Here is a 25,219-nt window from a genome sequence, read left to right as displayed (position 1 = left end):
TTTTTTTCTTCGGAAAGGAGGGAGAGTCGCTCAAGCGGCTAACTTTATGGCTAAACTAGAGCAAGATCCAGCACCGGTTGTCGTTTCACAATCGATGGGAGAGCTAAGAGGGGATAAGAAAAGGAAAAAGTATCGAGACCCCCAGCAAATCTCCCCTGTCGTAAACATAATTATCAGTGTGTTTCTGGCAATATTAGCATTCATGTGTGTATTTCCATTTATCTATGTTATCATAATTTCTTTTACAAGCGAAGAAAGTATTGTAAGAAATGGATTTCAGCTATTTCCAAAAGAGTGGAGTACTGATGCATATCTTTATTTATGGAGTATGAAGGAACGATTATTCCGTTCTTATGGCGTTACCATTCTTGTTACTATCCTCGGGACCATTATAAGTGTGTTAATGATTACCTTTTATGCTTACGCTATTTCAAGACCGCAATTTAAATATCGGAAATTCTTTACTTTCCTAGCCTTTTTCACAATGCTTTTCAGCGGCGGTCTAGTACCGACTTATATAATTGTTACTCAATTTTTAGGATTGAAAAATACAATTTGGGCATTAATTTTACCGCTTGCATTGAATGCTTTCTATATCATCATAATGAGGACATTTTTCCTGAAATCAGTTTCCGAATCAATATTAGAATCAGCGCGAATTGATGGAGCTAGTGAATGGAGGATTTTTTTCCAAATCATCTTTCCACTGTCATTACCGGGTATTGCCACAATTGCATTGTTTAGCACATTAGGTTATTGGAATGACTGGTTTACGGCTTTGTTGTATATAGATAATCCGAATTTAGTGCCGTTACAAGCATTACTAATGAAAATAGAAGCAAACCTTGAATTTATGAGGCAAAATTTAGATGTTGGCTCAATACAACAAAGTTTATTTGATACGATTCCACAAGAGTCAGCTAAAATGGCAATGGTTGTTATCGCCACGTTACCAATAGCAGTTTCATACCCGTTCTTCCAAAAGTACTTCATCAGCGGACTAACTATTGGCGGCGTTAAAGAATAATATAGAAAGAGGAGAGAGGTATGAAGAAAAAATTTGTGATTCTATTAGCACTAGTTCTATCGATTGGAACAATCCTATCTGCATGCACCAGCAAAGAAAGCTCAAATGAGGAAAACGGCGGAAAAGATGGAGACCCATACGAAATTAAATGGTACACCATCGGAACACCTCAAAAGGATACGGATAAAGTATTCGATGAGGTAAATAAGTACCTAAAGGAGAAAATAAATGCCACTGTGAAAATGACTCAAATTGATTGGGGTGATTGGGCTCAAAAATCGCAAGTTATGATCAATTCAGGTGAACAATTTGACATCATTTTTACAAACGGAACCGATTATGTTCAAAATTCCCAAAAGGGTGCATTTATGGCTCTTGATGATATGTTGAATAATGAAGGAAAAGAGATGAAAGAGGTTATTGATCCTCAGTTTTTAGAAGGTATCAAGATTGATGGTAAAATTTACGGTATTCCTGCTAATAAAGAGGTAGCAAGACAAACGGTTTATACGTTTAATAAACGACTTGTAGACCAATACAACTTCGATATTTCTAAAGTGGGTTCTTTAGAAGATTTAGAGCCAATGCTGAAAACTATTAAGGAAAAAGAATCTGGTGTTACACCAATGGCTACATTTAAAGCATTTTTACGCTATGACTATGTCTTTAATGGTGAAATGCCCTTTGCATTCCCATTTGAAGGGGAAACAGATCAAGTGATTAATCCATTTGATACAGATGAAGCTATGAATATGTTTAAAACGATGCATAAATATTATAAAGCTGGCTATCTAAAAGAAGATGCTGCTACAAGTAAAGACACATGGCCAATGGATGTGGAAAATTGGTTTGTACGTATGGGTGGATCACAGCCATATGCTGATTTACTTTGGTCCCGTTCAGCTAAATACGAGGTTGTGTCTGCACCTGCTGAACCGCCAACCATTGTAAATGACTCTGTTTCTGGTTCAATTCAGGCCATTTCGGCTACATCTAAAAATCCTAAAAAAGCAATGGAATTCCTAAATTTGCTTAATACAGATTCCTATCTTCGTAACCTCGTAGATAAAGGAATTGAGGGCACCCACTATAAGAAAAACGAAGATGGAACAATAGAAGATCTTCCTGCACGTATCGACAGCTATAATATGCCATCCTATTCTTTAGGAAACCATTTCATCCTAGACCTATACAAAGAAGATCCTAAGGATAAATGGGAGAAATTCGAAGAATTTAATGCTTCTGCCGTTAAATCACCAACCCTTGGTTTCAATTTTAATAGTGATCCAGTTCGCTCAGAGCTTGCTTCGATAACGAATATTTCGAAGGAGTTTTATCCGGCGCTTGGAACAGGTTCAGTGGATCCGGAAGAATATCTGCCTAAATTCAATAAAAAATTGAAAGAGGCTGGAATCGATAAAGTATTAAAAGAAATTCAAAAGCAATATGATGAATGGAAAAGCAAACAATAATAAACATAAAAATCAAGCTGGTGCATTCCAGCTTGATTTTATTTACCATACTCCTTTTTAACCTAATAACCTAAATATTGCTATTCGATGTTATAATTAACATATATACAATTTGTATACTAAAGGATTCTAATATGAAATTTAAAGAACGCTTTACGCAAAATGTATTTAATAGACTGTTTTTGATATCCTCTATCACTATTGTTGTAACCGTTATCATTTTATTTGTTACGGTTTCAAATTATTATTCCGATATTATTATTCAAAAGGAAGTTAATATTAATACACGGACATTAGAAAGAGTAGAAGATTATTTTTCATCCAAGGATGCAGATATTAATAGAGCTATAAGAGATCTTTATATAAATGGAGAAATGATCAATGATATAACTTTCGCTCTCAACAATGGTTATGGAAAATACTTGGAGTACCATTTAGATAGATTTTCGAAAAGTAAATCCTTTACTCCTAATAATATTGATATCTATTTTAATGGTTATTTTAGTCAGGATAGTGATTTAAATGCCATTAGTTTACGTTCATATGAGAATCAATCTATTGAATATTTATTAATCAATAATAATGTCCGCTGGAATAAAAGCGTAATTGACCTTGGTACAAATGCAGATCCTTCTCTTTCTCAGGGAATACCTAACTTAAACAGGGATGGTTTGCTAAAAGAACGAAAGTTAAGAAACACAATAACAAAAAGAATCATACTGAATAACCCAGTAACACTGAAAAAAATTGGTGAAATATCATTTTACTACTCAACAGAATGGTTAGACAAAATGTTAAGAAAGCAAGAAGGAGCACCAGTATCTTTCTTTCTTATTGATAGAAATGGAGAAATTGCTTATTCGGTTAATAAAGGTATCCCGATTGATATGATTAGGGAAGTGAAACGAGAAACAAATGAGACGAAAATAGAGTGGAAGCAAGAAAACTATCACATAAACACGATTGCTAATATGGGGGAATTTACTTACATAAGTGTTATTCCCGATAAAGGATGGCAAAAGCTGACGATCATTAGAGGGACTATGTGGGTTGTTATTTGCTTTCTTATTTTAGCTGCTATTTTAATAACTTTTTCTTTTACCAGGAATTATTCCCGTCGAATTCAAAACATCGTAAAGATAGTTCGTAAGGTAGAAAATGGTGATTTGAATGCACGAATTCCGATATCAAAGCAAGAAGATGAATTATCGAAGATATCTATCAATATCAATTCGATGTTAACAGAGCTAAATAAGTATATTGAACAATCCTACCTGTTGAATATGAAGCAGCAGCAAGCCGAATTAAAAGCCCTTCAGGCACAAATAGATCCGCATTTTCTATTTAACACACTTGAGGCCATCCGAATGGTTGCAGTTGTAGAGGGTTCTAAAACATCCAGTAAAATGATTTTTCATTTATCTAAGCTTTTTCGTTATACTTTGGAATCTAAAGATACCGTACCGCTTTACACTGAAATCAGATATGTTAATCAATACTTGAAATTGATGCAATTTAAATATCCAGATAAATTAAGTGTGGATATCAACATTCCAAATGAAGTGGAACAAACAATGGTACAAAAATTAATATTACAGCCAATAATTGAAAATTATTTTGCTCATGGTTTCAAAAAAAATCAATTTAATAATGAATTATTAATCCTTGCCCACCAAGTAGGTGAAAAAATAGATATCATCGTGAAAGATAATGGCAAAGGAATGTCTGAAGATAAACTAGACATCATTGTTCAACATATTAATCATGAAGAAGGTGATGGTGTGAAATCAATCGGATTAAGAAATATTCATCAACGTCTAAAGCTTAAATATGGGGACCAGTTTGGAATTTCCTTGACCAGCATCAAAGATCAAGGTACAACGGTTAAGTTGTCTATTCCTGTGCAGGAGATCAAACATGTATAAGATACTATTAGCAGATGATGAACCGATTATCACAAAAGGACTAAAGGCCATAATAGATTGGGAGGATTATGGATTTGAAATTGCCTATACTGCCGAAAGCGGGGAGGATGCTCTTGCTTATTTAATTAATCATCCAATTGACATTCTTATCACGGACATTTTAATGGGCGAAATGTCTGGCTTGGATTTAGTTGAGGAAGTGAATAAAATAAAGCCTGAGATTAAGAGTATTGTTTTAACAGGTTATCAAGAGTTTGAGTATATAAAACAAGGATTATTGTTAGGCATTGAGAATTATTTGCTAAAACCAGTAGATGAAGAAGAATTATTAACAACTATCCAAAATACAGGCCGAAAGTTAAATTCGATCGTAAACACCAGGCAGCAGCATGATGAGACAACTCTGTTGGATAATACGTTATGGAACTATTTAACTGGTGAAATAGATCAGCACGATTTTCATGAAAGGTTGTTATTATACAGTATTGAGTTTAATGAAAAGCTTTATAATGTTTCTATATTAAATATTGAGAATTACCAAGATGGAGAGATACTAAACAAAGTTCGTAGCTTTATTGAGGAAAATTATTCAGCACTTTGTCTCTTTAGCCCTTTCCAGGAAATCGTAATCATCTATGGAGGTTATGATGAAGAGGATATATTGAGACAAAATCAAAATCTAGTCGAACATTTACATAAAGAACAGTTAGGGACCGGACTATTTTATTTATCTATGGGAAAGGTAGTCAATACGCTTGATGGATTTGAGGACAGTTTTGCGAATGCAAGGGAAAATAGTTTGCTGCAGTTAAATTTCGAACCCAATGTTCTTATTTCCAATAAAAATGCAATGGATCGGCAGGAAGAAATAAAGAGACAAAAAGAAATTAAAGAAAATATCGTGAAAAAACTAATGAATGGGGAAGACGTATTCTTATTGGAGATTGATCATTTCTTTGAAAATTTGACACAGCAGTCAAATTTAATCTCTCCTCAAGTAGTGAAAAAATATACATTTGATTTAATCTGCTATATCCACTATTCCATACAGCACGATGATTTTTCTCAATATACTGCAGCTGTTGAAAGGATTGTCTATAGTACTGAAATCAGTCATATGACAACCATCCTAAAAGAGTACTGTCATGATTTACTCCAAGCCATTCATCAACATACTCATAGTCGAAGTCCGATTGTGCAAAATGTGCTTCAGTATATTCATTCACATTATCATGAAGGTCTGTCATTAAAAACACTTGGACAGCAGTTTCATATAAACGCCATTTATTTAGGCCAATTATTCCAAAAAGAAGTTGGCTTGGTGTTTTCTGAATACCTGAATCGATATCGATTAGAAAAAGCTAAGGAATTATTAAAAACAACTCATTATCGCGCTGGGGAAATCGGCAAAAAAGTAGGATATTCTGATACAACCTACTTTTATAAACAATTTAAGAAAAATATAGGGACAACACCTAGTGAATGGAGAAAGATTTGAATAATCTGGTGGAAGGGAATTGAAGATAAATCGCTAGGCCACTTTCATATCACATGAATTTACCAGTAAAAACGTATCAAATTGATACGTTTTTTTATTGCATCTTCTATTTGAGTATTCTTTATTTTATCCAATGAATCTATATTTTCCCCAATAGGAAGGGGCATTTATTATTGCTAAAATTATGAAAATGATTACATATTTATACCAGTACATCCTATTTAGAAAGATGAAGATTAAGATAATTGTTTGAATAAATGTCCATGAACTCTCATAGCCTGATTCATCGACAGGATAAATCTGGATACACGGTAAGGAGAATTTATTTAGAAGAGTTTCTGATAAAAGATAAAGCACTAGGTTTTTTAGAATGCCTGATTTTTGTAATTTGAGTTGTTGGTGCCTGATGGAAAAGTATGATACTGACCTATCATCTGCCATACAATTTGTCTATTAATTTGTTCAATAGGTACCTGGAGGGATATGTAATGGAAAGAATAGAACGATTCATTCGTTATCTAGCAGATCACCAACTTCTAGAAGCTATACCCATTTCCGATTGGCGTACGAAACGTGCGATATATGAGGAACCTATTAAGTATGTATTAGAATCTGAAAGTTCTCCTTTAGTTAATAATGGTGATTGGTTAATCAATTCAGGTACAACTATGTTTCTTGAAAAAGATGTATACATACCAGAAAAATGGAGAAAGCAACAATTTGGATTAAATTTTCTAGTTGGGGCAAAGGGACGACCAACTCATCATGAGGGTTTGGTTTCGATCGATGGCTTGCCCTATCAAGGGATTGATCGAAACAGAAATTATGTGCCATTTAATGATAAAGCAAGGGGAAAAGAAAAAATTAATATCAAAATAGAATTATTTAATCCTGTTCCTCAGGCAGTAGATGAATTAAATCATCAAAATGAACCTGCGGAATATGACCCGCCTTCTCTTTATCTGATAAATGGGTGCTTGGAATTGCCGAATCCAGCAATAAAAAGTCTTTTAACAACTGTTACATGTTACTTTGAGACTGCAAAATTGCTCCCTGAAGATGATTTAATAAGAGGAAAAATCTTCGAAGCTCTAAATGAAGTTCAGTATCAAGTTCTTTTTGAAAAACCTGAATCTTTACGTGAAAGTTTACGGATAAAAGAAATAGAAGAAAAGCTAATTAAACATCTGGCACATTTACCTGGTAGCATACCGGGACAGATGTTAATGGTCGGTCAATCCCATATTGATTTAGCTTGGTTATGGCCGATGAAGGAGGCTGTCCGAAAGTGCAGTCGTACTTTTTCGACGATGAGTACTTTACTAGATGAGAATCCGAACTTTACCTATGCTCAAAGTCAACCTCAAGCATACGCATTTGTAAAAGAATATTATCCTGACATCTATCAGAGGGTTAAAAAGCATATCTCCGATGGCCGCTGGGAAATTGTCGGTGGTATGTGGGTAGAGCCTGATTTAAATATACCTTCTGGCGAATCATTGGTGCGTCAACTCTTATATGGAATGAAGTTCTATAAAGATGAATTCGGTCAACAGCCAAGAATTGAGTGGCTTCCAGATACATTTGGATATTGCGCCTCTCTACCTCAATTGTTAAAGAAAGCAGGATTAGAGTACTTTATGACAACCAAAATGAACTGGAATGATACTAATCCATTCCCATATGATTTATTTCATTGGGAGGGAATTGATGGAACAAGAATTCTTTCCTATTTAAATCATGGTTTGAATGAATATACCCATCCAAAAGAAATTGATAATCACTGGAGGAGCTATAAACAAAAGCAACTATATCCAAAACAAATGCTTCTCTATGGTCACGGGGATGGAGGTGGAGGTGTTACACAAGAAATGATTGATTATATAAACCGCTCTACCTCCCTTCCCGGACTTCCAGCAGTGGTGAATAGTACAGCACACGAATTCTTTGATGGTATTCAACAAGAAGATCCCAATTTGCCGACATGGGTTGGAGATATGTATTTAGAGCTTCACCGAGGGACATACACAACACATGCCCGGAATAAGAAATGGAATCGTAAGGCTGAGGTTCTTTTTCGAGAAGCAGAATTTTGGAGTACTATGGCAGCTTACTTTGCAAACGTTGGTACTGCTCCGTCATTGGAAAAAGGGTGGAAATCACTTCTTCTTAACCAATTTCACGATATTATTCCGGGTTCATCAATTCCTGAGGTGTATGAAAAGTCAGAAGCTGATTACAAGGAAATTTTTACTGCCGGTGAGCATGTTAAAAATAATGCTCTTGTAGTATTAGAAAAGCAAATAAATACGCTGGGTGAAGGAACCCCATTCCTTCTATTTAACAGTTTGTCATGGGCGAGGTCAGAAACGGTAAGAATTATCGGGGGATTTGAATTGGCAGGTAAGAAAGCGCTTAATAAGGATGGTGACTTTTTGCCGTCAGACATCCGCCAGCTGAAAAATGGCCAACTGGAATTATCTATTTATGTATCTGACATTCCTCAACTTGGCTACAAGACTATCTGGTTAAAGGATTATGATAATCCAAGTATAAAAGTGAATGAGGAAGTAGGTAGCCGATGGGAAACTGAATATTATTTAGTGGAATGGAATGAAAAAGGGGAAATGCTCCGCTTGTATGACAAAAAGGCACAACGTGAGGTTTTAGCACCTTGTGCACTAGCCAACCAATTTCAGTTGTTTCATGACCGGCCAATCGTGTGGGATGCCTGGGATATTGATCCAAAATTTAATGACCAGCCTGCTGATTCAATAGTTTTGCTAGGTAAAGATATTCAAAAAGGCGAGACACAGGATTCCATTCGTTTTAAATGGCAGTTGTCAAATTCCATTATTGAACAAGAAATGATTCTTTACCATCATAGTAGTCGAATTGATTTTCATACAAAAGTGAACTGGCAGGAGCAACACAAATTATTAAAAGTAGCCTTTCCTGTTGATATCCTTTGTCAAAAAGCCACATATGAAATTCCATTTGGATCAGTGGAGAGAGCAAATCACACGAATACAAGTTGGGAGAGAGCACAGTTTGAAGTGTGCGGTCATCGTTTTGCGGATCTTTCTGAAGCGGGGTATGGTGTCAGCCTGCTCAATGACTGCAAGTATGGATATGACGTAAAACATAATACCCTTCGTCTATCTTTACTTCGAGCTTCTAAATGGCCAGATCCAACAGCTGACTTAGGTAATCACGAATTTACCTACTCGCTGCTTCCACATGAAGGGGATTGGAGAGAAGCGGAAGTAGTTAAGAGAGGTTATGAATTGAATCACCCTATCGTTTGTGTAAACGCCTCCTCTCATAGTGGAAATCTTCCAAACTCACATTCTTTTATCGATTTGAAGAGCAAACACGCTATTCTAGATACATTGAAACCCTCTGAAGATGGTAAGGGGATCATTTTAAGAATGTACGAATCAAGCGGCGGCAGGGAAGAAGTACAAGTAACATTTGTAAAGTCGGTTTTTTCTGCTGATGAAACGAACTTATTGGAGGAAAAACAAGACGCTGTTCCGGTTCAAAAAAATAAATTATCCTCCTATCTTAAGCCGTTTGAAGTAAAAACGATTTTAGTCACATTCTAATCACTTAGATTTTCATCTTGTATCGCCTGCAAAATATCTTAAGCAGTATAGCATATATAAATCCAAGCAATGAGGGTAGAGGAGGTGGTGAAAGATGGATAATGCGATGGATTCAGTAAACGAAACAGAAATGATATCAATATGGGTAGAATCATTACTTTCAAAAATGACACTAAAGGAAAAGGTAGGTCAGGTAAACCAAAAGATGTATGGTTGGGAAGCCTACCGAAAAACAGAATCAGGGTACGAATTAACAGAAAAGTTTATAAACCACGTGCGATTTGGGGATGGAATCGGAGTTATTTACGGTTTGTTTCGATCCGATCCATGGTCAGGCATTCATTATGAAAATGGAATTCCCAAAAGTGAAAGTGCTGAAGTTGCGAATATGATACAGCAATATATTAAAGAAAACACACGGCTAGGTATTCCAGTTCTGCTATCAGAGGAGTGCTCACATGGTCATCAAGGGCTCGACAGTATGATTACTCCTGTTAATTTAGGTGTAGGAGCGACATGGAATCCGGATCTACACGAAGATTTGATGGCGGCTGTAGCAGAGGAAGTTCGGGCAAAAGGGGCTCATATGGCGCTTGTATCAACACTCGATATTTTGCGGGATCCCAGATGGGGACGTTCAGAAGAATGCTTCAGTGAAGATCCGTACTTAGCTTCAAGGTTAACAGAAGCAGTGGTAAAAGGAATGCAGGGAGATAATGGTGAAACTATTCAAGCTGGAAAACTTGTGGCGGTATTAAAACACTTTGCAGCTCAGGGCAATGGAACAGGTGGCCATAATGCTGCACCTGCATCTATAGGTGAACGAGAATTAAGGGAGATCCATCTGCCTCCAATGATTGCGGCTATACACTCCGGGGCACTTGCTTGTATGGCCGCATATAATGAAATCGATGGGATTCCATGCCATGCAAATGGCTATCTACTCAATGAAATCTTACGAGAGGAATTTGGCTTTAACGGTGCTGTTATGGCAGATGGCTGCGCTCTAGACAATTTGGTCAACTTGACCCAAAGCAGAGAAAAGGCGGCTGCGCTGGCTCTTGAAAGCGGAATAGATATAAGCCTTTGGGATAATGTATATACCACCTTAGAAAAGGTTATTGAAGATGGTCTTGTTAGTGAAGAACAACTTAATAAAGCCGTTAGAAGAGTTCTTACATTGAAATTTAAAATGGGATTATTCGAAAATCCTTATGTTGTAACCAAGTGGGCTGGAATTACTGCACAAAAAGAGGAAATTAATTTAGAATCAGCAAGGCAGTCGATTGTTTTATTAAAAAATGAGGGAATTCTCCCGCTAAAGAATAACTTAAAAAAAATAGCGGTAATTGGGCCCAATGCCAATTCAATCTACAATCAATTGGGTGATTACACGCCGTTCCAACAAGAAGATCATGTTATTACGGTTCTTAAGGGAATCGAAAAGCTTGCAGGGGGGACAGAAGTTGTATATGAAAAAGGATGTGGCATTCGCTCACGGTCTACGGAAGGAATCGAGAAAGCCGTCAGTCTTGCTGAAAGCTCGGATGTAGCTATTGTGGTACTAGGTGGGTCGAGCGCAAGGGATTTTAAGGCACAGTTCGATTTAAATGGCGCAGTCGTTAATATAACAGGAGAAGAGGAAATGGATTGCGGCGAAAATGTAGACGTAGCTAGTTTAGAGTTAGGCGGTCATCAATTGCAATTATTGCAGCGAATCATGAAGACAGGTACGCCAACCATTACGATTTTGATACAGGGCCGCCCACATGCGATCCCTTGGATTGCTGCAAACGCCCCAGCGATTTTAAGCGCATGGTACCCAGGGCAAATGGGTGGACAGGCAATTGCAGAAATATTGTTTGGACACGTCAATCCAAGCGGTAGATTGCCTGTTTCCATCCCGAGGTCTTCTATGCAGATTCCTGTATTTTATAATCACAAGGATGGGAATTACAAAAAAGATTATTTTGATATGATAGGCAGCAGTCTCTTCCCATTTGGATTTGGGCTATCTTATACGACCTTTACTTATGAAAATCTACAATGCTCGGAACAGGCTATTTCAGTAGATAAACTTTCAGCTGGACAAATATTTAATCTTTCAGTAGATGTTACCAATAGTGGTGGCAGTGATGGATATGATGTTATTCAGTTATATTTAAAGGGAAAAGAATCCAGCATTACAAGAAGAGTACGGGAATTAAAAGGATTTAAAAAGGTTTGGATAAAAGCTGGGGAAACAAAAGAAGTAACTTTTGATATTGGAAAAGAAGAATTGCAAATTTACGGAAATCAAAGGCAGTATACCATAGAGCCGGGAAATTTTGATTTAGAAGTTGGCAATCCTGTTGAATCCCTAAAAGTATCACTTAAAATCGGCTGATGATTTTTAAATTTTGGGCAGTTTATTTAGAGATTAAGAGGAAGCCTTTTCTATTAAAACGATTTTAAAGAGGTTAGCACCTATTTTGGTAATGTGTTTATTAGTTCTTCTTTTTGAATAAAGAAATACCTATTTTTATTACAAGTAGATAGAAATGATCGTAAACAAAGAGGCTGGGACATAAGTATTTCAGTCAATGATAAATCCGAACTATTAGGTGATATTTTAATAGATATTTCGCCTAATAGTTTGGATTTTTATTTTTTTTCAATAGATTGGTTACTTCTGTATATCATTATTAAACTTAGTGGAATGGAGCAGAAGCCACCGACTCCTGCGGGAAGTAGAGGAAAGGCTGAGACCCCGCAGGCTCAGCTTCCTCCCCGCGGAAAGCGAGTGGAGTAAGCGCGCAATGGAACGAATTTTTCTTCCAACTTAACTCTTTAATAAGTAACAAAGTCGATAAATTAGATTTCGTTCGTCTTTTCAGGATCGTTTATAAGTTATGTCTCATCCTCTTTGTTTTTTGAAATGTAACAGCAATGACTAAAAATACTTTATTACTATCATGTTAGCCATCTTTTTTTCCTATTTATAAGCCGAAAAGCAGAAAATCTTGTGTATAATAATACGTATCGACAAAATTCTCCAAGAGAAAATAGGTTATTTTTTGATATAATCCTATAAGTAAGTTGAAGCAAGAAGAAGGTGGCAGTTATTAATAAGGTTGAAGTTAGAGTTAGACAATTTATAGAGGATATACAGCATCCTCAGCAAAAGAAAAAATTAAATGTAAATGTCTTGGAAAGCCAATTAAGAATACATATAGAAGACTATTTTGATATGGATGGGTATACATTGTTTCACGATGTTATCGAAAGACTCGTTGAAGAAAATATTCTTATACCGATACTAAATAAACAAACAAATGGCCGGCATCCAGCCTTGCCATTATTTTATTGGGTTAATATCAAAAAAGAAATCACTAAATGGGATCGTCTTGAGATGCTTAAGCTGAATGATCGATTTGATTTTTCTTATTATGAAAACCATCCGGAATGGCAAACGGAAGATGAATGGTTCAGGGTGAAAAATCTTTATTCGTTTCTAAAATCAAGTCAGGATAGACAAATTGTTTCGCTGGAAGAGCGGAGCCTTGAGCTTTTCGGGCATGAAAAATTTCTGACTGACTCTGATCTATTCCCTGAGGGAAAGGGATTTCTACAAAGAATTGGCGTTTCGATGGAAGAATTAAAAAGTATGAAGTTTGGAGAACCGTTTGTATTTTGGTTAAAGCCGGGTGTTCAGATAGCGGATATTAAACGAGTATTAATAGTAGAAAATCTATCATTCTTCCATACTTGCGTTCAATTGCTGGAAGAAGAAATATTAGATTACGAACCGGAACTGATTATTTATGGTGAAGGTAAAAAGATAGAAAGGAGCTTCTCCTTCTTCTTTAAACTTTTCCCGAAGGATTCCTCCTATTTATTTTATTATGTAGGTGACTTAGATGCAGAGGGCTACAGCATTTGTATGAGATTGATAGATAAATATCAAGAATGCACCATTCAGCCTGCTTTAAAAATCTACCGCAAAATGCTTGACTGCATGGATCAGGCAAATTCGGAGACAGGACAGGTACGTAATGAAATACACAGGGAACGATTCTTTTCCTGGTTCACGGAAGAGGAGCAAAACAGCTTAAATGAATTATGGGCTACCAAAAACCGAATTCCGCAAGAGGTTTTAACGATTGAAACGTGGAGGAGATGGATGTGAACGAATCGTGGGAAGGCTTTTCTCAAAGGATGAAACGATTGAATCCTTTGTTCGAATTGGGAAAAGGAATGGAAATCGGTGAACTCAAGCCCTATATACAGACTATATTAATGCAAGTTCTACTGACCATGTTCTATCGTGAATTAAATGATGATGATGGCCGTAGAAAAACCGACATTTTACATATGGTTGAGGACAGCATTAAACAAATGAAGCTGACGGCTGATGAAAAGCAAATAGAAAGAATTACGAATGGTCTCTTATTTCAGGGGAAGGAAGAATACAGCAAGCCATTTGAATCCTTATATTTTGATGAAACGAGACAGGTATGGGATACTCAAACCTTTCGTTATGTGATGATGGATGAACTGTATACAAACCTGGAGATGGGTGGATCCATCGTTTATAAATTAACTGATGTTGCACAAGAAATGATTTTTATGAGTCGGGAAATGGCGGAAGAGTTCTCCATTACGATTGAACAGCTATACAGTATGCAGCTGATTAAAAATGGTAACTTCAAAAAAGCGACACGGAATTTAGATCACCTCATTTCGAGAGTGAATCGTTTAATGACAAAGGAATATTCCTTTCAGAAAGAGATGATGAACAACCCGAAAATTCTTCTCCTGGAGCAAGAACACCAGAGAGAGGAAAACAGGTGGGAGATTGAAGAACAATTTGAGGAGGAGAAAAATCATTTCCGTACCATCTCGTCTATGATTGAAAAAGCGAAACGTACGGAAGAAAATGGATTGGTTCAAAAAGAATTAATTCTTCTCCATGAAAAAATTGAACATACCAGACAGCTTCATGACCGGTTTGCAAAGCTGGTTATTCAAAATATTTCATATGAGATGAAATTAAAAGCAGAAAATCCTTCTCTATTTTGGGAAAACAGCCTTGTTTCATTCCGGGAGCATATTTATGAAAACTGGTTAATGAAAGAGGGAATTAAGGATTTCGATTTGATTGATCAAATTATTGGACCGTTGTTTTCACCCAAAAATGAATTTATTCTCCCATTGGACTGGATTTGGATGGAACAGGAATCGGCGCATACTCTCCAAATAGAAGATACGAATCAAGATGAGGATGAAGAAGAAGAATTAATCAAGCGAGTAACAGATTGGTCCTCTGTTATTAAAGCATGGAAATATGTATTTGAGTATTTACAGCAATATGGAGAATTTTCATTAGCGGATTTAGCAGATATGCCTATGGAAGTACAGGATCAATGGTTTGAAGAAAGTGAAACGATTGATTTATGGATGTTGTTTGATAAAAAACCTCTCCAAATCATGTCTCCGACAAGGAAATTGGAAACATTGACGGATGAACGTGAAATCCTCCTTCATCGATTAATGAATGAATATCCACAATTTTTATCATTGGAAGGCCGTCATATTTATACGGAGTTTGATCATCGATCAGATCCAATCTATTGGTATGGGACCAAAATGACACCATTTAAAATTTGTTTCCGGGAGGAACTAAGAATAAATGAATAATGAGATTATAAAAAAAGCTTCGCATGTGTACTTTACTTTATTAAAAGAAAAAGTAATTGATGAAACGAGCGAGCATTTTCAAACCTACTATGAGCCGGAAGTCAGACAAACTGTCCTATTACTAGCAGATGAATCCGGAACCTATATTATAGAATCGCCTAAACGTATCCATTTAGTTGTACAGCCGGCAGGGTCAGTCTTTGCGACTAATTTTACCCATATGAAGGATAAGCATAAACAAATAGAAAATAAGAAGTATTTTAATTTAATGAGTGTCATCCTAATGGCTTTTTTGGCTATGGTGGATAAGAATCAGGCAGCCAGAATTCGGACAAAGCGTGAAGGGATAACCTATTATGCATTGGAACGCCAGGTTAATGAACTGATTACAAACTGGAATCGAATGTTAAAGGAGGACCCATCCTTTGGCGAGGAACAAGCCATTGATATGCCGGATATCGTGACTACATGGGTCCATATGGTCATAGAAACGGATGATTTCGGTACAAAGAAAGGGAACAGGCGCACGCGTATCGGACTGATTACGAGCGCTATGAGACTGCTCGAAACTGAAGGGCTGATTGTGATTTTGGACAAAGATGATATACCAAAAGCTGTTCCTAAAATGGAGTTATTTGAACGGATTGAATTCCTTTACCATGATTATGACCGTTATGAACAAATGAAGGAACTTATGAGAACGGAGGAACAGGAGCATGCCGAAAATCCATCGCATTAGAATCGTCGGACTGAAATATGACGGGATGCAAAAGCAATATAAGGACACAACCTTTGATTTTCACAATGAACAAACATCAACAAACGGATTAATCGCGATGATGAATGGTGGTGGAAAAGGGGTTTTCCTGCAATCCATCTTTCAGGTACTCAAACCGGGTACAGCATGGGGCAAACAAAATAATCGTTTTTACCAACAATTTTTCTTTAATAAAAAGGAACAATTTGCACCGTATACTTTCCACATATTAATCGAATGGGAACTGGATGGTTCTGACGGGCGCCATTTAGTGACTGGTGGTATGTTCTCTGCTGAGCAAAAGAAACTGCTGGATGAGGATCTCAATGAGGAAACGGGTTCAGATGAGCGAGAAGCCAAGATTGTTCCTAATATCACTTTTTATGCCAGAGAATTTGATCGTAAAGAGGATGTAGCATTAGAGCATATTCCTCTATACGAGAATGGGCAAGTTGCTGATCCGGAAGAACTGAAGGATTATTTTAAATGGAATGGATTCGATGTTTATCGAGACATAAAAAAACATTACCGCATTCTTGATACATATGGCATTAATCGAAAAGATTGGGACATTATGAAAGAGATTAATAGGGATGAAGGCGGAGTTGGTAAATATTTCGAAGGGGCGGAGGATGATCATTCCCTTTTTCAAAAGAGAATTATCCCGACGGTCAGCCAGGTATTAAATAAAGCTGAAGCTCAAAAGAATGACCTAATCGAAATCTTTAAAAGCCAGGCCAGTATCGCAAAGGATTTGCCGGTTTTACTTAAAAGAGAACAAGCCCACAAGGAATTTTTAGAGGATATAGTTCCTTTTGAAGATCATGTCAGAATTGGTGTAGAGCATGAAGAAATTGTACAAGCAAGTACGAAGGAAGGCCAGCAGCTCCTCGGTGCTTTGGAGCATGTCATTAAACAAGAAAAAGAAGAATTGATCTCACTAGAAACAGAGATTGAACAATTAACAAAGCAACTGTCTGTCCTACGCTTTGAAAAAGATAATTTGGAGTATGCCAAGGCCCATCAGGATGTACGTAAATGGGAAGAGCAGCTTCAGAAAAACAAAGAGAAACACGAACAGTTGAAGGAAGTTGTCGCTGAAAAACAAGCAATAAGGGACGAATTCACTTTCTCCTTGTTATTAAAGGAATGGAGTGAATTTGAAAATACGATTCTTAATCTGACTGACCAAATGAGTAAACTTGAACAAAACAGTGGATTAGAACAAGTGAATCAACGAATGGAAGAAATTAAAGCCGAGGTTACAGCGGAATGGGAAAAGGCCAATCTAGATATTGCCCAATCCAATAACCAGTACCATGCTTATAAAAAGTATCTGACTAAACGGATTAAAGAATCAAGTAGTCATGATAAACAAAAGACGATTGAAATTGCTAAATTAAGTGCGGAAATTCTTTCCATTCAGGATGAGCTTCAATCTTTTGAAGTGAAATCAAAGGATATGTCCACCCAATTTGGTGACCGCATCACATATGATTTATCTGGATTAATCAGTCATTTTAAACAAAATCTAATTCAGCTTCAGGAAGAGTTAAAACAACTGCAGGATAAGGATCAACAAACACAGGAGTTTCAAAATGAACTGTCTGGTTCCTTAGGAACATTACGTGAGTCACTGAAACATCTGAACTCCAAACGAGATAATTGGAAAGAGGCATACCAAAAGCAGGATTTAAAAGAATCCTCTATTTTAGAACGGATGAAATTAGTTTTGGATGATGTCTCACCATCCTTGACCCATGCTCTATTATCCAAATACGCTGCCGGAATTGAAGGTCAATTAACGCAGAATCAGGAAGAGAGTGAACAGGTTAAAAAAGAACTGTGGGAGAGTCAGCTAGACCATTATTTAAACGATGAGAATTTTTGGATTGCTAATCAGGATCTAAAAGAGTTTAAAGAGTGGATTGATGAAAAAACAGGAATAGATGTATTCTATGGGACACAGTACCTGCAATCATTGGATGAAGATGAACGTCTTCATCATCTGGAGTCCTATCCTCTTTTACCGTTTGGGTTAGTCGTAAGCCGGAATCAATGGGAAAAGATCAATCATCATCTTTTACAGGGAAGGCTATTTAAAAGCCCGGTACCTGTATATTTGAGAGAAGAGATGAATGGTACTCCTGTATCTTCTTTTGTTGTTTTGCACGGTGAGGAACATGAACTAATCACAAACCGTAATGAATTTATGAAATGGAAGATAGCAATTTCCAAGAAAATCGAAGAGAAAAAAGATGTTTTAGACGAGCTTGGAAAATCAGAGCGATCTCTTCGCCGTTTATATAACGAATTAAACAGAATGACGGATACAGATCTATGTGTAGATATTGCCAAATTCATTGAACAGGAAGAAAAGGAAATATCCAAGGCTGATACGGAATTAAAACGAACTGTTCAAATCCTCGATAAAGAAAAAGAATTACATGCTCAATTACGTGAACAACTCAATCAAAAGGTAGTGAGAATCGAGGAATGTGGAAAACATGTAGATGCATTGGAAGCATTTATTCTGGAAAAAGAAAAATATGAAGAACATAAACAATTACTTGAAGCTAAAGAAGTGCATAAAGCTACTCTTATTGCACAACAGGCTGAGATTGCCAAGGATTTAGATGAGCTGAACGATAGAAGTGCTCAATGGAATCAAACCTATTTGGAATGGAAATTGGCAATCGACCAGAGTATTAAGGAAATCGTGCAATTTGTTCATTCCGCTTCATTTCCACCTGCGGAAAAAATGGAGGGTAACGATGAAGTACCAAGCTTATCCCTGCATATATTAGATAAGATCATGGGGCAATTGAATGAATTAAAACTCTTGCAGCGCTCCAAGGAAGAACAGGCACAGGAATTACTTACATTAAAAGCTCAGAAAGAAGCCGAAATGTCTCAGAAGTCTAAATTGGAGAAGAAGCTAGCAAAGCAACATGAAGATTGGAGAGAAAGACCTGTACCTGATGAACCTATCAGTATATTAGAGGGTTTGCAGCAAACTGCTCAAAAAGAAGCGAAAGAAGCAGATAAAGAGGAGCGTAAGCAGGATAAGGAAGTAACCGTTGCGGAAACCTCTCTTAATCTGGCAAATGAACAAGCGAAAAAAGCACAGAAAAAGCTAAGCAAGCATGAACAAGAGCCGGAAAAATGGGAAGATCAGGATCTGGATGTTAAAGAGGTAGAAATTAAAGACCGAACTAAATTAACCAAAAAACAATTGGATCAGACTGAGAAGAAGTTGAAAGAGACAAACGAACGTATTAATGGATATGAGGGAGACCAACTAACATTATCCGTAATCCTCAAGGAAAATCCAGTACCTTATACAGATGAGGTCGTGGAGAGAATCAAAAATCAAGGAAAATCGTGTATATTAGCCTGGTGTGAAGCTCACCAAAACTTCCTTGAAGAAAAACAGGTTAAACATGCCAAGCTTGAACAATCGCTTCGTAAGCTAAAGCTGACGATTGAGGATAAAGATTGGGAGATTCGTTTTAAAAATGAAGTTTTGACCTCATTAGATCACATGGATACGCGCCATTACGCTCATATTGAAACCATTATTTCGAATATGAAACGATTTTCAAGAAGCGGTTTGGAGCAATTGGACCGTGATAAAGAACGAGCTGAAAAGGCGCAGGATTTCTGGGCAAGTCGAGCGAGTATGAAGGTTATGAGTATGTCCGATGCTATACGTTCCATGATTGCGAAAATGAAAATCAAAAATGAGCGTGGGACATTCCCGCTGGTCCAATTGAAGGAAGATCTATTGCCTAAAAATGCGGAAGAGGTGGAGCCACTTTTAAAGCAGCATTTCGTTATGGCAATTGATAAAATCACGAAGCAATTCGAGACAATTGATGACCATAATAAAGCGCTAGAGGTTGAAATCAAACAATTAATCAGTGATGAACAAATACTATTTGTTTCTCTTCGCAATCGTTTCCCTGAGCTGCTTGTTTATAATATGCGTACAGATAACGCGTTCATGTATGGACGACCTCAGAAGGAACATTACTCAACCTGGAAAACCATTAACCAAGGTTCTAAGACGAAGTCAGACGGAAGCGGCGGCCAAAAATTATCTGCGCGGATGGTCATGATGATGATGCTCCTATCGGTTAAGAGTGAAGCAGATAACAGCTGGGTATCATTAGTATGTGATAATCCATTTGGTCAGGCGGCATCAGCGCACGTCCTTGATCCAATTTTTGCGGTGGCAGAAAAACTGAAATTCCAATTAATCGTTGTTACACCGCCTGAATTGGTGAAAACAGAGATCAGCCAGCGCTTTGACTCTTATTATAAACTTGATTTTGTCCGTGAAAATGGTAAAGAGATTGTGACAGATACAGTGGTACCTGCCTATCGAATTTATCAGGAAGAGGAAGTTTTAGAAAGTTAAATAGAAGACAAGGAGACTGCTGAAATTCTAAGCAGTCTCCCTTTTTACCATAACGGCTCTTCTTTATCAGTCAATTGTAAAAAAAGAGGCATTGATAATAAAACAACAAGCATCAACACTAATTCGATGATTATGACAAAAGTTAAAGATAAATTAAACAGTACCGTAATAGGAATTGTTATCAGCGGAAATAATACTACAATAGATGTGATTTTTCTTGAATACATGCTTTGGTATTGATTAGCTCCACAATCATTACATTTCATATTTTTGCGGAATGATGCTAATTTTTTAAATGAATCATTCCATGACCATTTGCTGCCGCAGTTTTGACAAGTTGGCACTGTAATTCCTCCTTTAATGAATATCCTTAAATCTCTAATAAAAAAATGGAGTGGGGTATGGAAATAAAGATGGAACTACATCCACCAAGCATCCTATTTGTAAATTCATATCTTTCATATAAATACAGAACCTGTATCTTTTTTGTCGAACACTTGTACAAATATATTATAGTATTTAATTCCATTTTATATAAAATCATTTGTAAGGTATAATTTAAGTATTCAGAAATATAAAGGAGGATACATAGATGGGAATTTTGGATGGGTTAATGGGTAATTCTTCAACAGTAAGTAAGGATGAAGTATCCAAATCTTTAAAAGAAGTATTGTTTCCAGGTGAAGAAGTTCAACAAGCTTACAAGTTAATCAGGGATATGATTGTTTTTACGGGCAACAGACTTATTCTTGTAGACATACAAGGAATGACGGGAAAAAAAATCGAGTATCATTCCATTCCTTACAAAAGTATCACTCATTTCAGTACAGAAACAGCGGGAACATTTGATTTGGATGCTGAGCTTAAAATTTGGTTATCTGGAGCAGACATGCCGATAACTAAGACATTCAAAAAAGGCAATAGTATTGAAGATGTTCAAAAATTGCTTGCGTATTATGTTTGTGGATAAATAAAAAAATAATCAATTAATAATGGGAGGGCGTTTTAAAACGCTCTCCCTTTTTTATTGTTCCTCTTACCTAATCCCATCATAACAAATACAATCCGTAGTCTTTTTGCTTCATATAATCATAAAAAACCATACTAATAAATAATCTTTTTTTGTATAAATTGTAAATAATGAAGGACATTATAAATTTGTGACGAATATTATAATATGTGTCTAAATTGTGAACGATATGAATACGTTTTACCAAACTGAACTAAATATTTTTGCCTAATTCTAATTATTAAAGCGCTTTCATTATTATGAAAGGGAGGAATTATAATGAATGATCAACAAATTGTAAAATGCGGAAAATGCCAAGGAAATCAAGTGAAAAAACTAATTACAGTCTCAGATATGATGTTTTTGGCTATTTTAATTGCGTGCTGCATTCCAATGCCGGGTTGGTATTTAATCCCGATATTTATGTTCATAGGCTTTTTGGATGTTAAAAAAGGCGGTTTCCGTTATAGCTGTACTGGATGCAAATCTAAGTTCAGAGTAACGAAGGAAATCAATGCTGCATTTACTGAGTTTTTTAGGGCTCAGAAGACACTAATTAAATAAGAAACAAATGAACGGGGACCAGTTAAATAGAAACTGGTCTCTTTTATTTATCTAACAAATACAGGAGTACTTGCGACTTAAGTTGTAGATCATATCATCCTTTGTCAGGACGTAAAAATTCTTGGTAATTAATATACTTAACACATAAACAACTGAACCAATTTAAAGGGATGGTGATATAAAAATGAGTACACTTTACATTTGTACAACTTGCGGGACACAAACGGACTGCTTAAATGACCCACCGGTGAAATGTTTAATTTGCAGTGAGGAAAGACAGTATATTAATCGTAATGGGCAGCAGTGGACAACAATGGAAGAGATGGTATCTTCAAAACAATTTAAAAATGAAATAAAGTATGAAGAAAAAGATTTGTACAGTATGAAAACAGAACCAGATGTAGGTATCGGTCAGACAGCATACATCGTTCAAAGCGATAATTTTACATTGTTATGGGACTGTATTACTTATATTGACCAATTAACCGTCGATAAAATTAAAAAAAAGGGTGGCTTACATGCAATTGCATTGTCACATCCTCATTACTATTCCAGTCAGATAGAATGGGCTGAAGCCTTTGATATCCCAATCTATATACACGAAGACGACCAGGAGTGGGTATTAAGAAAAAGTGAAAAAATTGTATTTTGGTCAGGAGAATCTTTAAAGTTGTCTGAAGGATTAATCCTTCACAGATTAGGTGGCCATTTTAAAGGTGGCGCTGTCCTTGAATGGAATAAAGGAAATCATCATAAAGGAATTTTGTTGACAGGAGATATTATTCAGGTGGTGGCTGATCGTAAATGGGTTAGTTTTATGTATAGTTATCCCAATCTGATTCCCTTGCCTGCTAAAAAAGTAATGGACATAGCCGATAAAGTAGCCAAAATGAACTTTGACCGGATTTACAACGCTTTTCATCGTATCATTCAGAAGGATGCCAAACAAGCCGTTCAAAAATCTGCTGAGCGATATATACAAGCGTTAAATGGGACTTTATTTGAAACTTAAGTAGGACACGAAGAGAAATTTTTTTTTAGGAAAACTGTTATTAAATAAAACAACGCCTTTTAGTTATAGAACCCAAAAGGCTAGTAACAAACGTATGGCCACCCTTATTTAAGAACTGATACACGTCTTGTTCCCTATATTCATTTTAGTCGAGATAATTACAAGTAATTTCAATTGGCGAACCTGGCTTTAAGTTTAGTACTTAGCACTAAGATGTAATCATCTTGACTTATCTTGGAACTTTTGGCATCTGCTCCTATTTGTAAATTATCAATTAAGGTTACCGAATTATAATGAAATAAATACGTTAATTGAAGGATTTTTCATCAATTCGGTACTGATGACGTTGACTTTTCATTTTAGCATTGTGCTTCAGATAGTATTCAAATACTTCTCTTGTTGTATAAGTTGGAGTATATCCAAAAATGTTTTTCACTTTAGTGTTATCAAGAACAGGTCGATAGCGAAGGAAGTTAACCTGTTCCTCTCCATATTGAGTTAGGGATAATCGTTTTAAGATATAAAGAGCCCATTTTACGACTAATGCAGGGATCCGTATGACTGGCTTGTATAATATATAGGCAAGTTCATCGATTGTTAGCTTACCATCACCAGCAATATTAAAGATTCCTGTCACATCACCTGTAACGGCCCGTTCGAGACAGCAAGCGACATCATGATCCCAAATAAAGACGAATGGGCTATCAGATCGAGAGATGCCGATTAATGCTTTCTTTTCGAAGAGTGCGGTGATTTGGTTGTTCACTGTCTCGCCAAGGATGGTACCTATTCGGAAGATGACCTGTTCCAGCTCTGGGTGAGTTTGACGATATTGAGCTAATAACTGTTCAACCAACCTTTTGTGATAGGAATATGCAAACTCCTTGTTGCCCCGAATCGGCACATCTTCTGTAATCCAATCAGGATTGTCTGGATGATAGCCATATGCAGCACCGCTTGAGGAGACGATAAGACGTTTCACGCCATTGCTGACGCAAGCCTTTAGAATATTTTCTGTACCGAGAACATCAACGGAATATTCCAGTTCACGGTTGCTCTTTTTTCCTGGTGTAACGATAGAAGCCAGGTGGACGACCGTATCGATACGATATGTGGCCATAACCTTATGTACATCCTCTGAGCGGATATCGAGCTGTACATATTCTATGGTAGTGTCGGAATAAAATATAGGCTTTTCTTGAATATCAGTAGCGATAATGTGAATAGGTTTCCCGTTTTTTTCTGCCACAGATAGTCGTTGGACAAGAAGGCTTCCTAAATAACCTGCCGCGCCTGTTATGAGTACATTCATGTTTTCACACTCCTGGCTGATTCTTGGACGGTTTCTTTATGAGGTGGCCGCTTTGACCAATAAGTAGCAATGGTAAGCCCAGATATAATATGCCAGATTGCCCACCAGGCAGCTACTATGGCCATACCACCTAGTCCGTCAAAGAAATTAAAGATCAAAACAAGTCCTAGTCCTGAGTTTTGGATCCCGACCTCAATCGAGATGGCCCGACGATCAGCAATCGGAAGCCTTAACAGCGAGGAAGTGGTGTAACCAATGACTATGGCAAGTAAATTATGAATAAATACAATGATCGCAACCATCCCAATGAACTCAATAAAATATTTAAAATTTGCTGCCAGTGAAACGATGACAAAGCCTAGGAAGAAAACAATAGAAGCTTTTTTCGCCCATTTGTTGATTTGCTGGGCTTTTTCCGGATATTTATGATTGATATACATCCCGATAGCAAGCGGTAACCCGAGCATTAGAAAGATTGTCACTAGCAAGTCTTGCGGACTGATAGTAAAGGATTTGAGCAAACTATCTGTTGGTCCATAAAGAGAACCCCAAAGCAAGGTGTTAAAGGGAGTCATAAAAATAGCCAGTACGGTTGAAATAGCCGACATGCTGATGGATAATGGGGTATTACCTTTAGCTAAGTAGGTCAAGAAGTTAGATAAATTGCCGCCCGGACAAGCAGCTACCAAAAATAATCCTAGAGCGATACTTGGTCTTGGCTGTATGATAAGAACGAGTAGATACGTAAATGCCGGAAGCAAGACGAATTGACAACACAGCCCGATTATAGCCGGTTTTGGGTTTTTAACACTTTGCTTAAAATCTGCCAATTTTAAGTCCAAAGCGACCCCAAACATGATAAACCCGATTAAGATATTCATAATTGTCAGTGAAGTTGCGTTGAAATTTAATTGGATATCATCGATATTCATG

The 25,219-nt window shown here is 36.7% G+C and carries 16 protein-coding genes; 13 read left to right on the top strand and 3 right to left on the bottom strand.

Annotation, left to right across the window (positions count from 1 at the left end; all coding sequences use genetic code 11):
- The first annotated feature begins 94 nt into the window (after positions 1–94).
- From F7984_RS09585 to F7984_RS09540, 10 genes are all read left to right on the top strand, one after another.
- Positions 95–1,027: a carbohydrate ABC transporter permease gene (locus F7984_RS09585; RefSeq protein ID WP_066104310.1), complete on the top strand. Its 933-nt coding sequence runs from the start codon at positions 95–97 to the stop codon at positions 1,025–1,027.
- 20 nt (positions 1,028–1,047) lie between these two features.
- Positions 1,048–2,499 (top strand): ABC transporter substrate-binding protein, encoded by a 1,452-nt coding sequence (locus F7984_RS09580; protein WP_066103711.1) that lies wholly within the window; start codon positions 1,048–1,050, stop codon positions 2,497–2,499.
- A 134-nt stretch (positions 2,500–2,633) separates the two neighbouring features.
- Complete coding sequence (locus F7984_RS09575; RefSeq protein WP_140461483.1) at positions 2,634–4,424, top strand: sensor histidine kinase; 1,791 nt, start codon at positions 2,634–2,636, stop codon at positions 4,422–4,424.
- Positions 4,417–5,922: a response regulator transcription factor gene (locus F7984_RS09570; RefSeq protein ID WP_139891905.1), complete on the top strand. Its 1,506-nt coding sequence runs from the start codon at positions 4,417–4,419 to the stop codon at positions 5,920–5,922. The genes F7984_RS09575 and F7984_RS09570 overlap by 8 nt, the downstream gene beginning before the upstream one ends.
- A 488-nt stretch (positions 5,923–6,410) precedes the next feature.
- Positions 6,411–9,530: an alpha-mannosidase gene (locus F7984_RS09565; RefSeq protein WP_139891906.1), complete on the top strand. Its 3,120-nt coding sequence runs from the start codon at positions 6,411–6,413 to the stop codon at positions 9,528–9,530.
- 94 nt (positions 9,531–9,624) lie between these two features.
- Positions 9,625–11,916 carry a glycoside hydrolase family 3 N-terminal domain-containing protein gene (locus F7984_RS09560; RefSeq protein ID WP_140461482.1) on the top strand — a complete coding sequence of 764 codons (2,292 nt, stop codon included), beginning with the start codon at positions 9,625–9,627 and terminating at the stop codon, positions 11,914–11,916.
- Positions 11,917–12,624: 708 nt separating this feature from the next.
- Positions 12,625–13,698 (top strand): Wadjet anti-phage system protein JetD domain-containing protein, encoded by a 1,074-nt coding sequence (locus tag F7984_RS09555; protein WP_140461481.1) that lies wholly within the window; start codon positions 12,625–12,627, stop codon positions 13,696–13,698.
- Complete coding sequence (locus F7984_RS09550; RefSeq protein WP_225983723.1) at positions 13,689–15,209, top strand: hypothetical protein; 1,521 nt, start codon at positions 13,689–13,691, stop codon at positions 15,207–15,209. Before F7984_RS09555 ends, F7984_RS09550 begins: the two co-directional genes overlap by 10 nt.
- Positions 15,202–15,948, top strand: coding sequence for a DUF6063 family protein (locus F7984_RS09545; protein WP_139891910.1), 747 nt, complete (start codon positions 15,202–15,204; stop codon positions 15,946–15,948). The genes F7984_RS09550 and F7984_RS09545 overlap by 8 nt, the downstream gene beginning before the upstream one ends.
- The gene (locus tag F7984_RS09540) at positions 15,926–20,389 is read left to right on the top strand and encodes a coiled-coil domain-containing protein (RefSeq protein WP_140461479.1); all 4,464 of its coding nucleotides are present in this window, start codon (positions 15,926–15,928) and stop codon (positions 20,387–20,389) included. The genes F7984_RS09545 and F7984_RS09540 overlap by 23 nt, the downstream gene beginning before the upstream one ends.
- 44 nt (positions 20,390–20,433) lie before the next feature.
- Here F7984_RS09540 and F7984_RS09535 read toward each other — a convergent pair whose 3' ends face one another.
- Positions 20,434–20,733 (bottom strand): TIGR04104 family putative zinc finger protein, encoded by a 300-nt coding sequence (locus F7984_RS09535; RefSeq protein WP_139891912.1) that lies wholly within the window; start codon positions 20,731–20,733, stop codon positions 20,434–20,436.
- A gap of 248 nt (positions 20,734–20,981) precedes the next feature.
- Here F7984_RS09535 and F7984_RS09530 point away from each other — a divergent pair, with 248 nt between their 5' ends.
- The 3 genes from F7984_RS09530 to F7984_RS09520 all read left to right on the top strand — a co-directional run bounded on the left by F7984_RS09530 (position 20,982) and on the right by F7984_RS09520 (position 22,974).
- Positions 20,982–21,359 carry a PH domain-containing protein gene (locus F7984_RS09530; RefSeq protein ID WP_139891913.1) on the top strand — a complete coding sequence of 126 codons (378 nt, stop codon included), beginning with the start codon at positions 20,982–20,984 and terminating at the stop codon, positions 21,357–21,359.
- A gap of 318 nt (positions 21,360–21,677) precedes the next feature.
- The gene (locus F7984_RS09525; RefSeq protein WP_139891914.1) at positions 21,678–21,962 is read left to right on the top strand and encodes a hypothetical protein; all 285 of its coding nucleotides are present in this window, start codon (positions 21,678–21,680) and stop codon (positions 21,960–21,962) included.
- 184 nt (positions 21,963–22,146) lie between these two features.
- Entirely contained in the window at positions 22,147–22,974 is an 828-nt protein-coding gene (locus F7984_RS09520; protein WP_140461478.1) for a hypothetical protein, read from the top strand.
- 307 nt (positions 22,975–23,281) lie between these two features.
- Here F7984_RS09520 and F7984_RS09515 read toward each other — a convergent pair whose 3' ends face one another.
- Entirely contained in the window at positions 23,282–24,286 is a 1,005-nt protein-coding gene (locus tag F7984_RS09515) for an SDR family oxidoreductase (RefSeq protein WP_140461477.1), read from the bottom strand.
- Positions 24,283–25,218 (bottom strand): bile acid:sodium symporter family protein, encoded by a 936-nt coding sequence (locus F7984_RS09510; protein ID WP_140461476.1) that lies wholly within the window; start codon positions 25,216–25,218, stop codon positions 24,283–24,285. The genes F7984_RS09515 and F7984_RS09510 overlap by 4 nt, the downstream gene beginning before the upstream one ends.
- Position 25,219: the final 1 nt, after the last annotated feature.

Origin of the sequence: Pradoshia sp. D12, from assembly GCF_008935075.1 — a bacterium.
Taxonomy (GTDB): domain Bacteria; phylum Bacillota; class Bacilli; order Bacillales; family Pradoshiaceae; genus Pradoshia.
The sequence above is the reverse complement of the archived record's forward strand: the minus strand, read 5'-3'. Positions and strand labels throughout refer to the sequence as shown.

Excerpts from the sequence above, each read along its gene's own strand:
- F7984_RS09585 (WP_066104310.1), top strand. The coding sequence starts at position 95 with ATGGGAGAGCTAAGAGGGGATAAGAAAAGGAAAAAGTATCGAGACCCC.
- F7984_RS09580 (WP_066103711.1), top strand. The coding sequence starts at position 1,048 with ATGAAGAAAAAATTTGTGATTCTATTAGCACTAGTTCTATCGATTGGA.
- F7984_RS09575 (WP_140461483.1), top strand. The coding sequence starts at position 2,634 with ATGAAATTTAAAGAACGCTTTACGCAAAATGTATTTAATAGACTGTTT.
- F7984_RS09570 (WP_139891905.1), top strand. The coding sequence starts at position 4,417 with ATGTATAAGATACTATTAGCAGATGATGAACCGATTATCACAAAAGGA.
- F7984_RS09565 (WP_139891906.1), top strand. The coding sequence starts at position 6,411 with ATGGAAAGAATAGAACGATTCATTCGTTATCTAGCAGATCACCAACTT.
- F7984_RS09560 (WP_140461482.1), top strand. The coding sequence starts at position 9,625 with ATGGATAATGCGATGGATTCAGTAAACGAAACAGAAATGATATCAATA.
- F7984_RS09550 (WP_225983723.1), top strand. The coding sequence starts at position 13,689 with ATGGATGTGAACGAATCGTGGGAAGGCTTTTCTCAAAGGATGAAACGA.
- F7984_RS09545 (WP_139891910.1), top strand. The coding sequence starts at position 15,202 with ATGAATAATGAGATTATAAAAAAAGCTTCGCATGTGTACTTTACTTTA.
- F7984_RS09540 (WP_140461479.1), top strand. The coding sequence starts at position 15,926 with ATGCCGAAAATCCATCGCATTAGAATCGTCGGACTGAAATATGACGGG.
- F7984_RS09530 (WP_139891913.1), top strand. The coding sequence starts at position 20,982 with ATGGGAATTTTGGATGGGTTAATGGGTAATTCTTCAACAGTAAGTAAG.
- F7984_RS09525 (WP_139891914.1), top strand. The coding sequence starts at position 21,678 with ATGAATGATCAACAAATTGTAAAATGCGGAAAATGCCAAGGAAATCAA.
- F7984_RS09520 (WP_140461478.1), top strand. The coding sequence starts at position 22,147 with ATGAGTACACTTTACATTTGTACAACTTGCGGGACACAAACGGACTGC.
- F7984_RS09515 (WP_140461477.1), bottom strand. The coding sequence starts at position 24,286 with ATGAATGTACTCATAACAGGCGCGGCAGGTTATTTAGGAAGCCTTCTT.
- F7984_RS09510 (WP_140461476.1), bottom strand. The coding sequence starts at position 25,218 with ATGAATATCGATGATATCCAATTAAATTTCAACGCAACTTCACTGACA.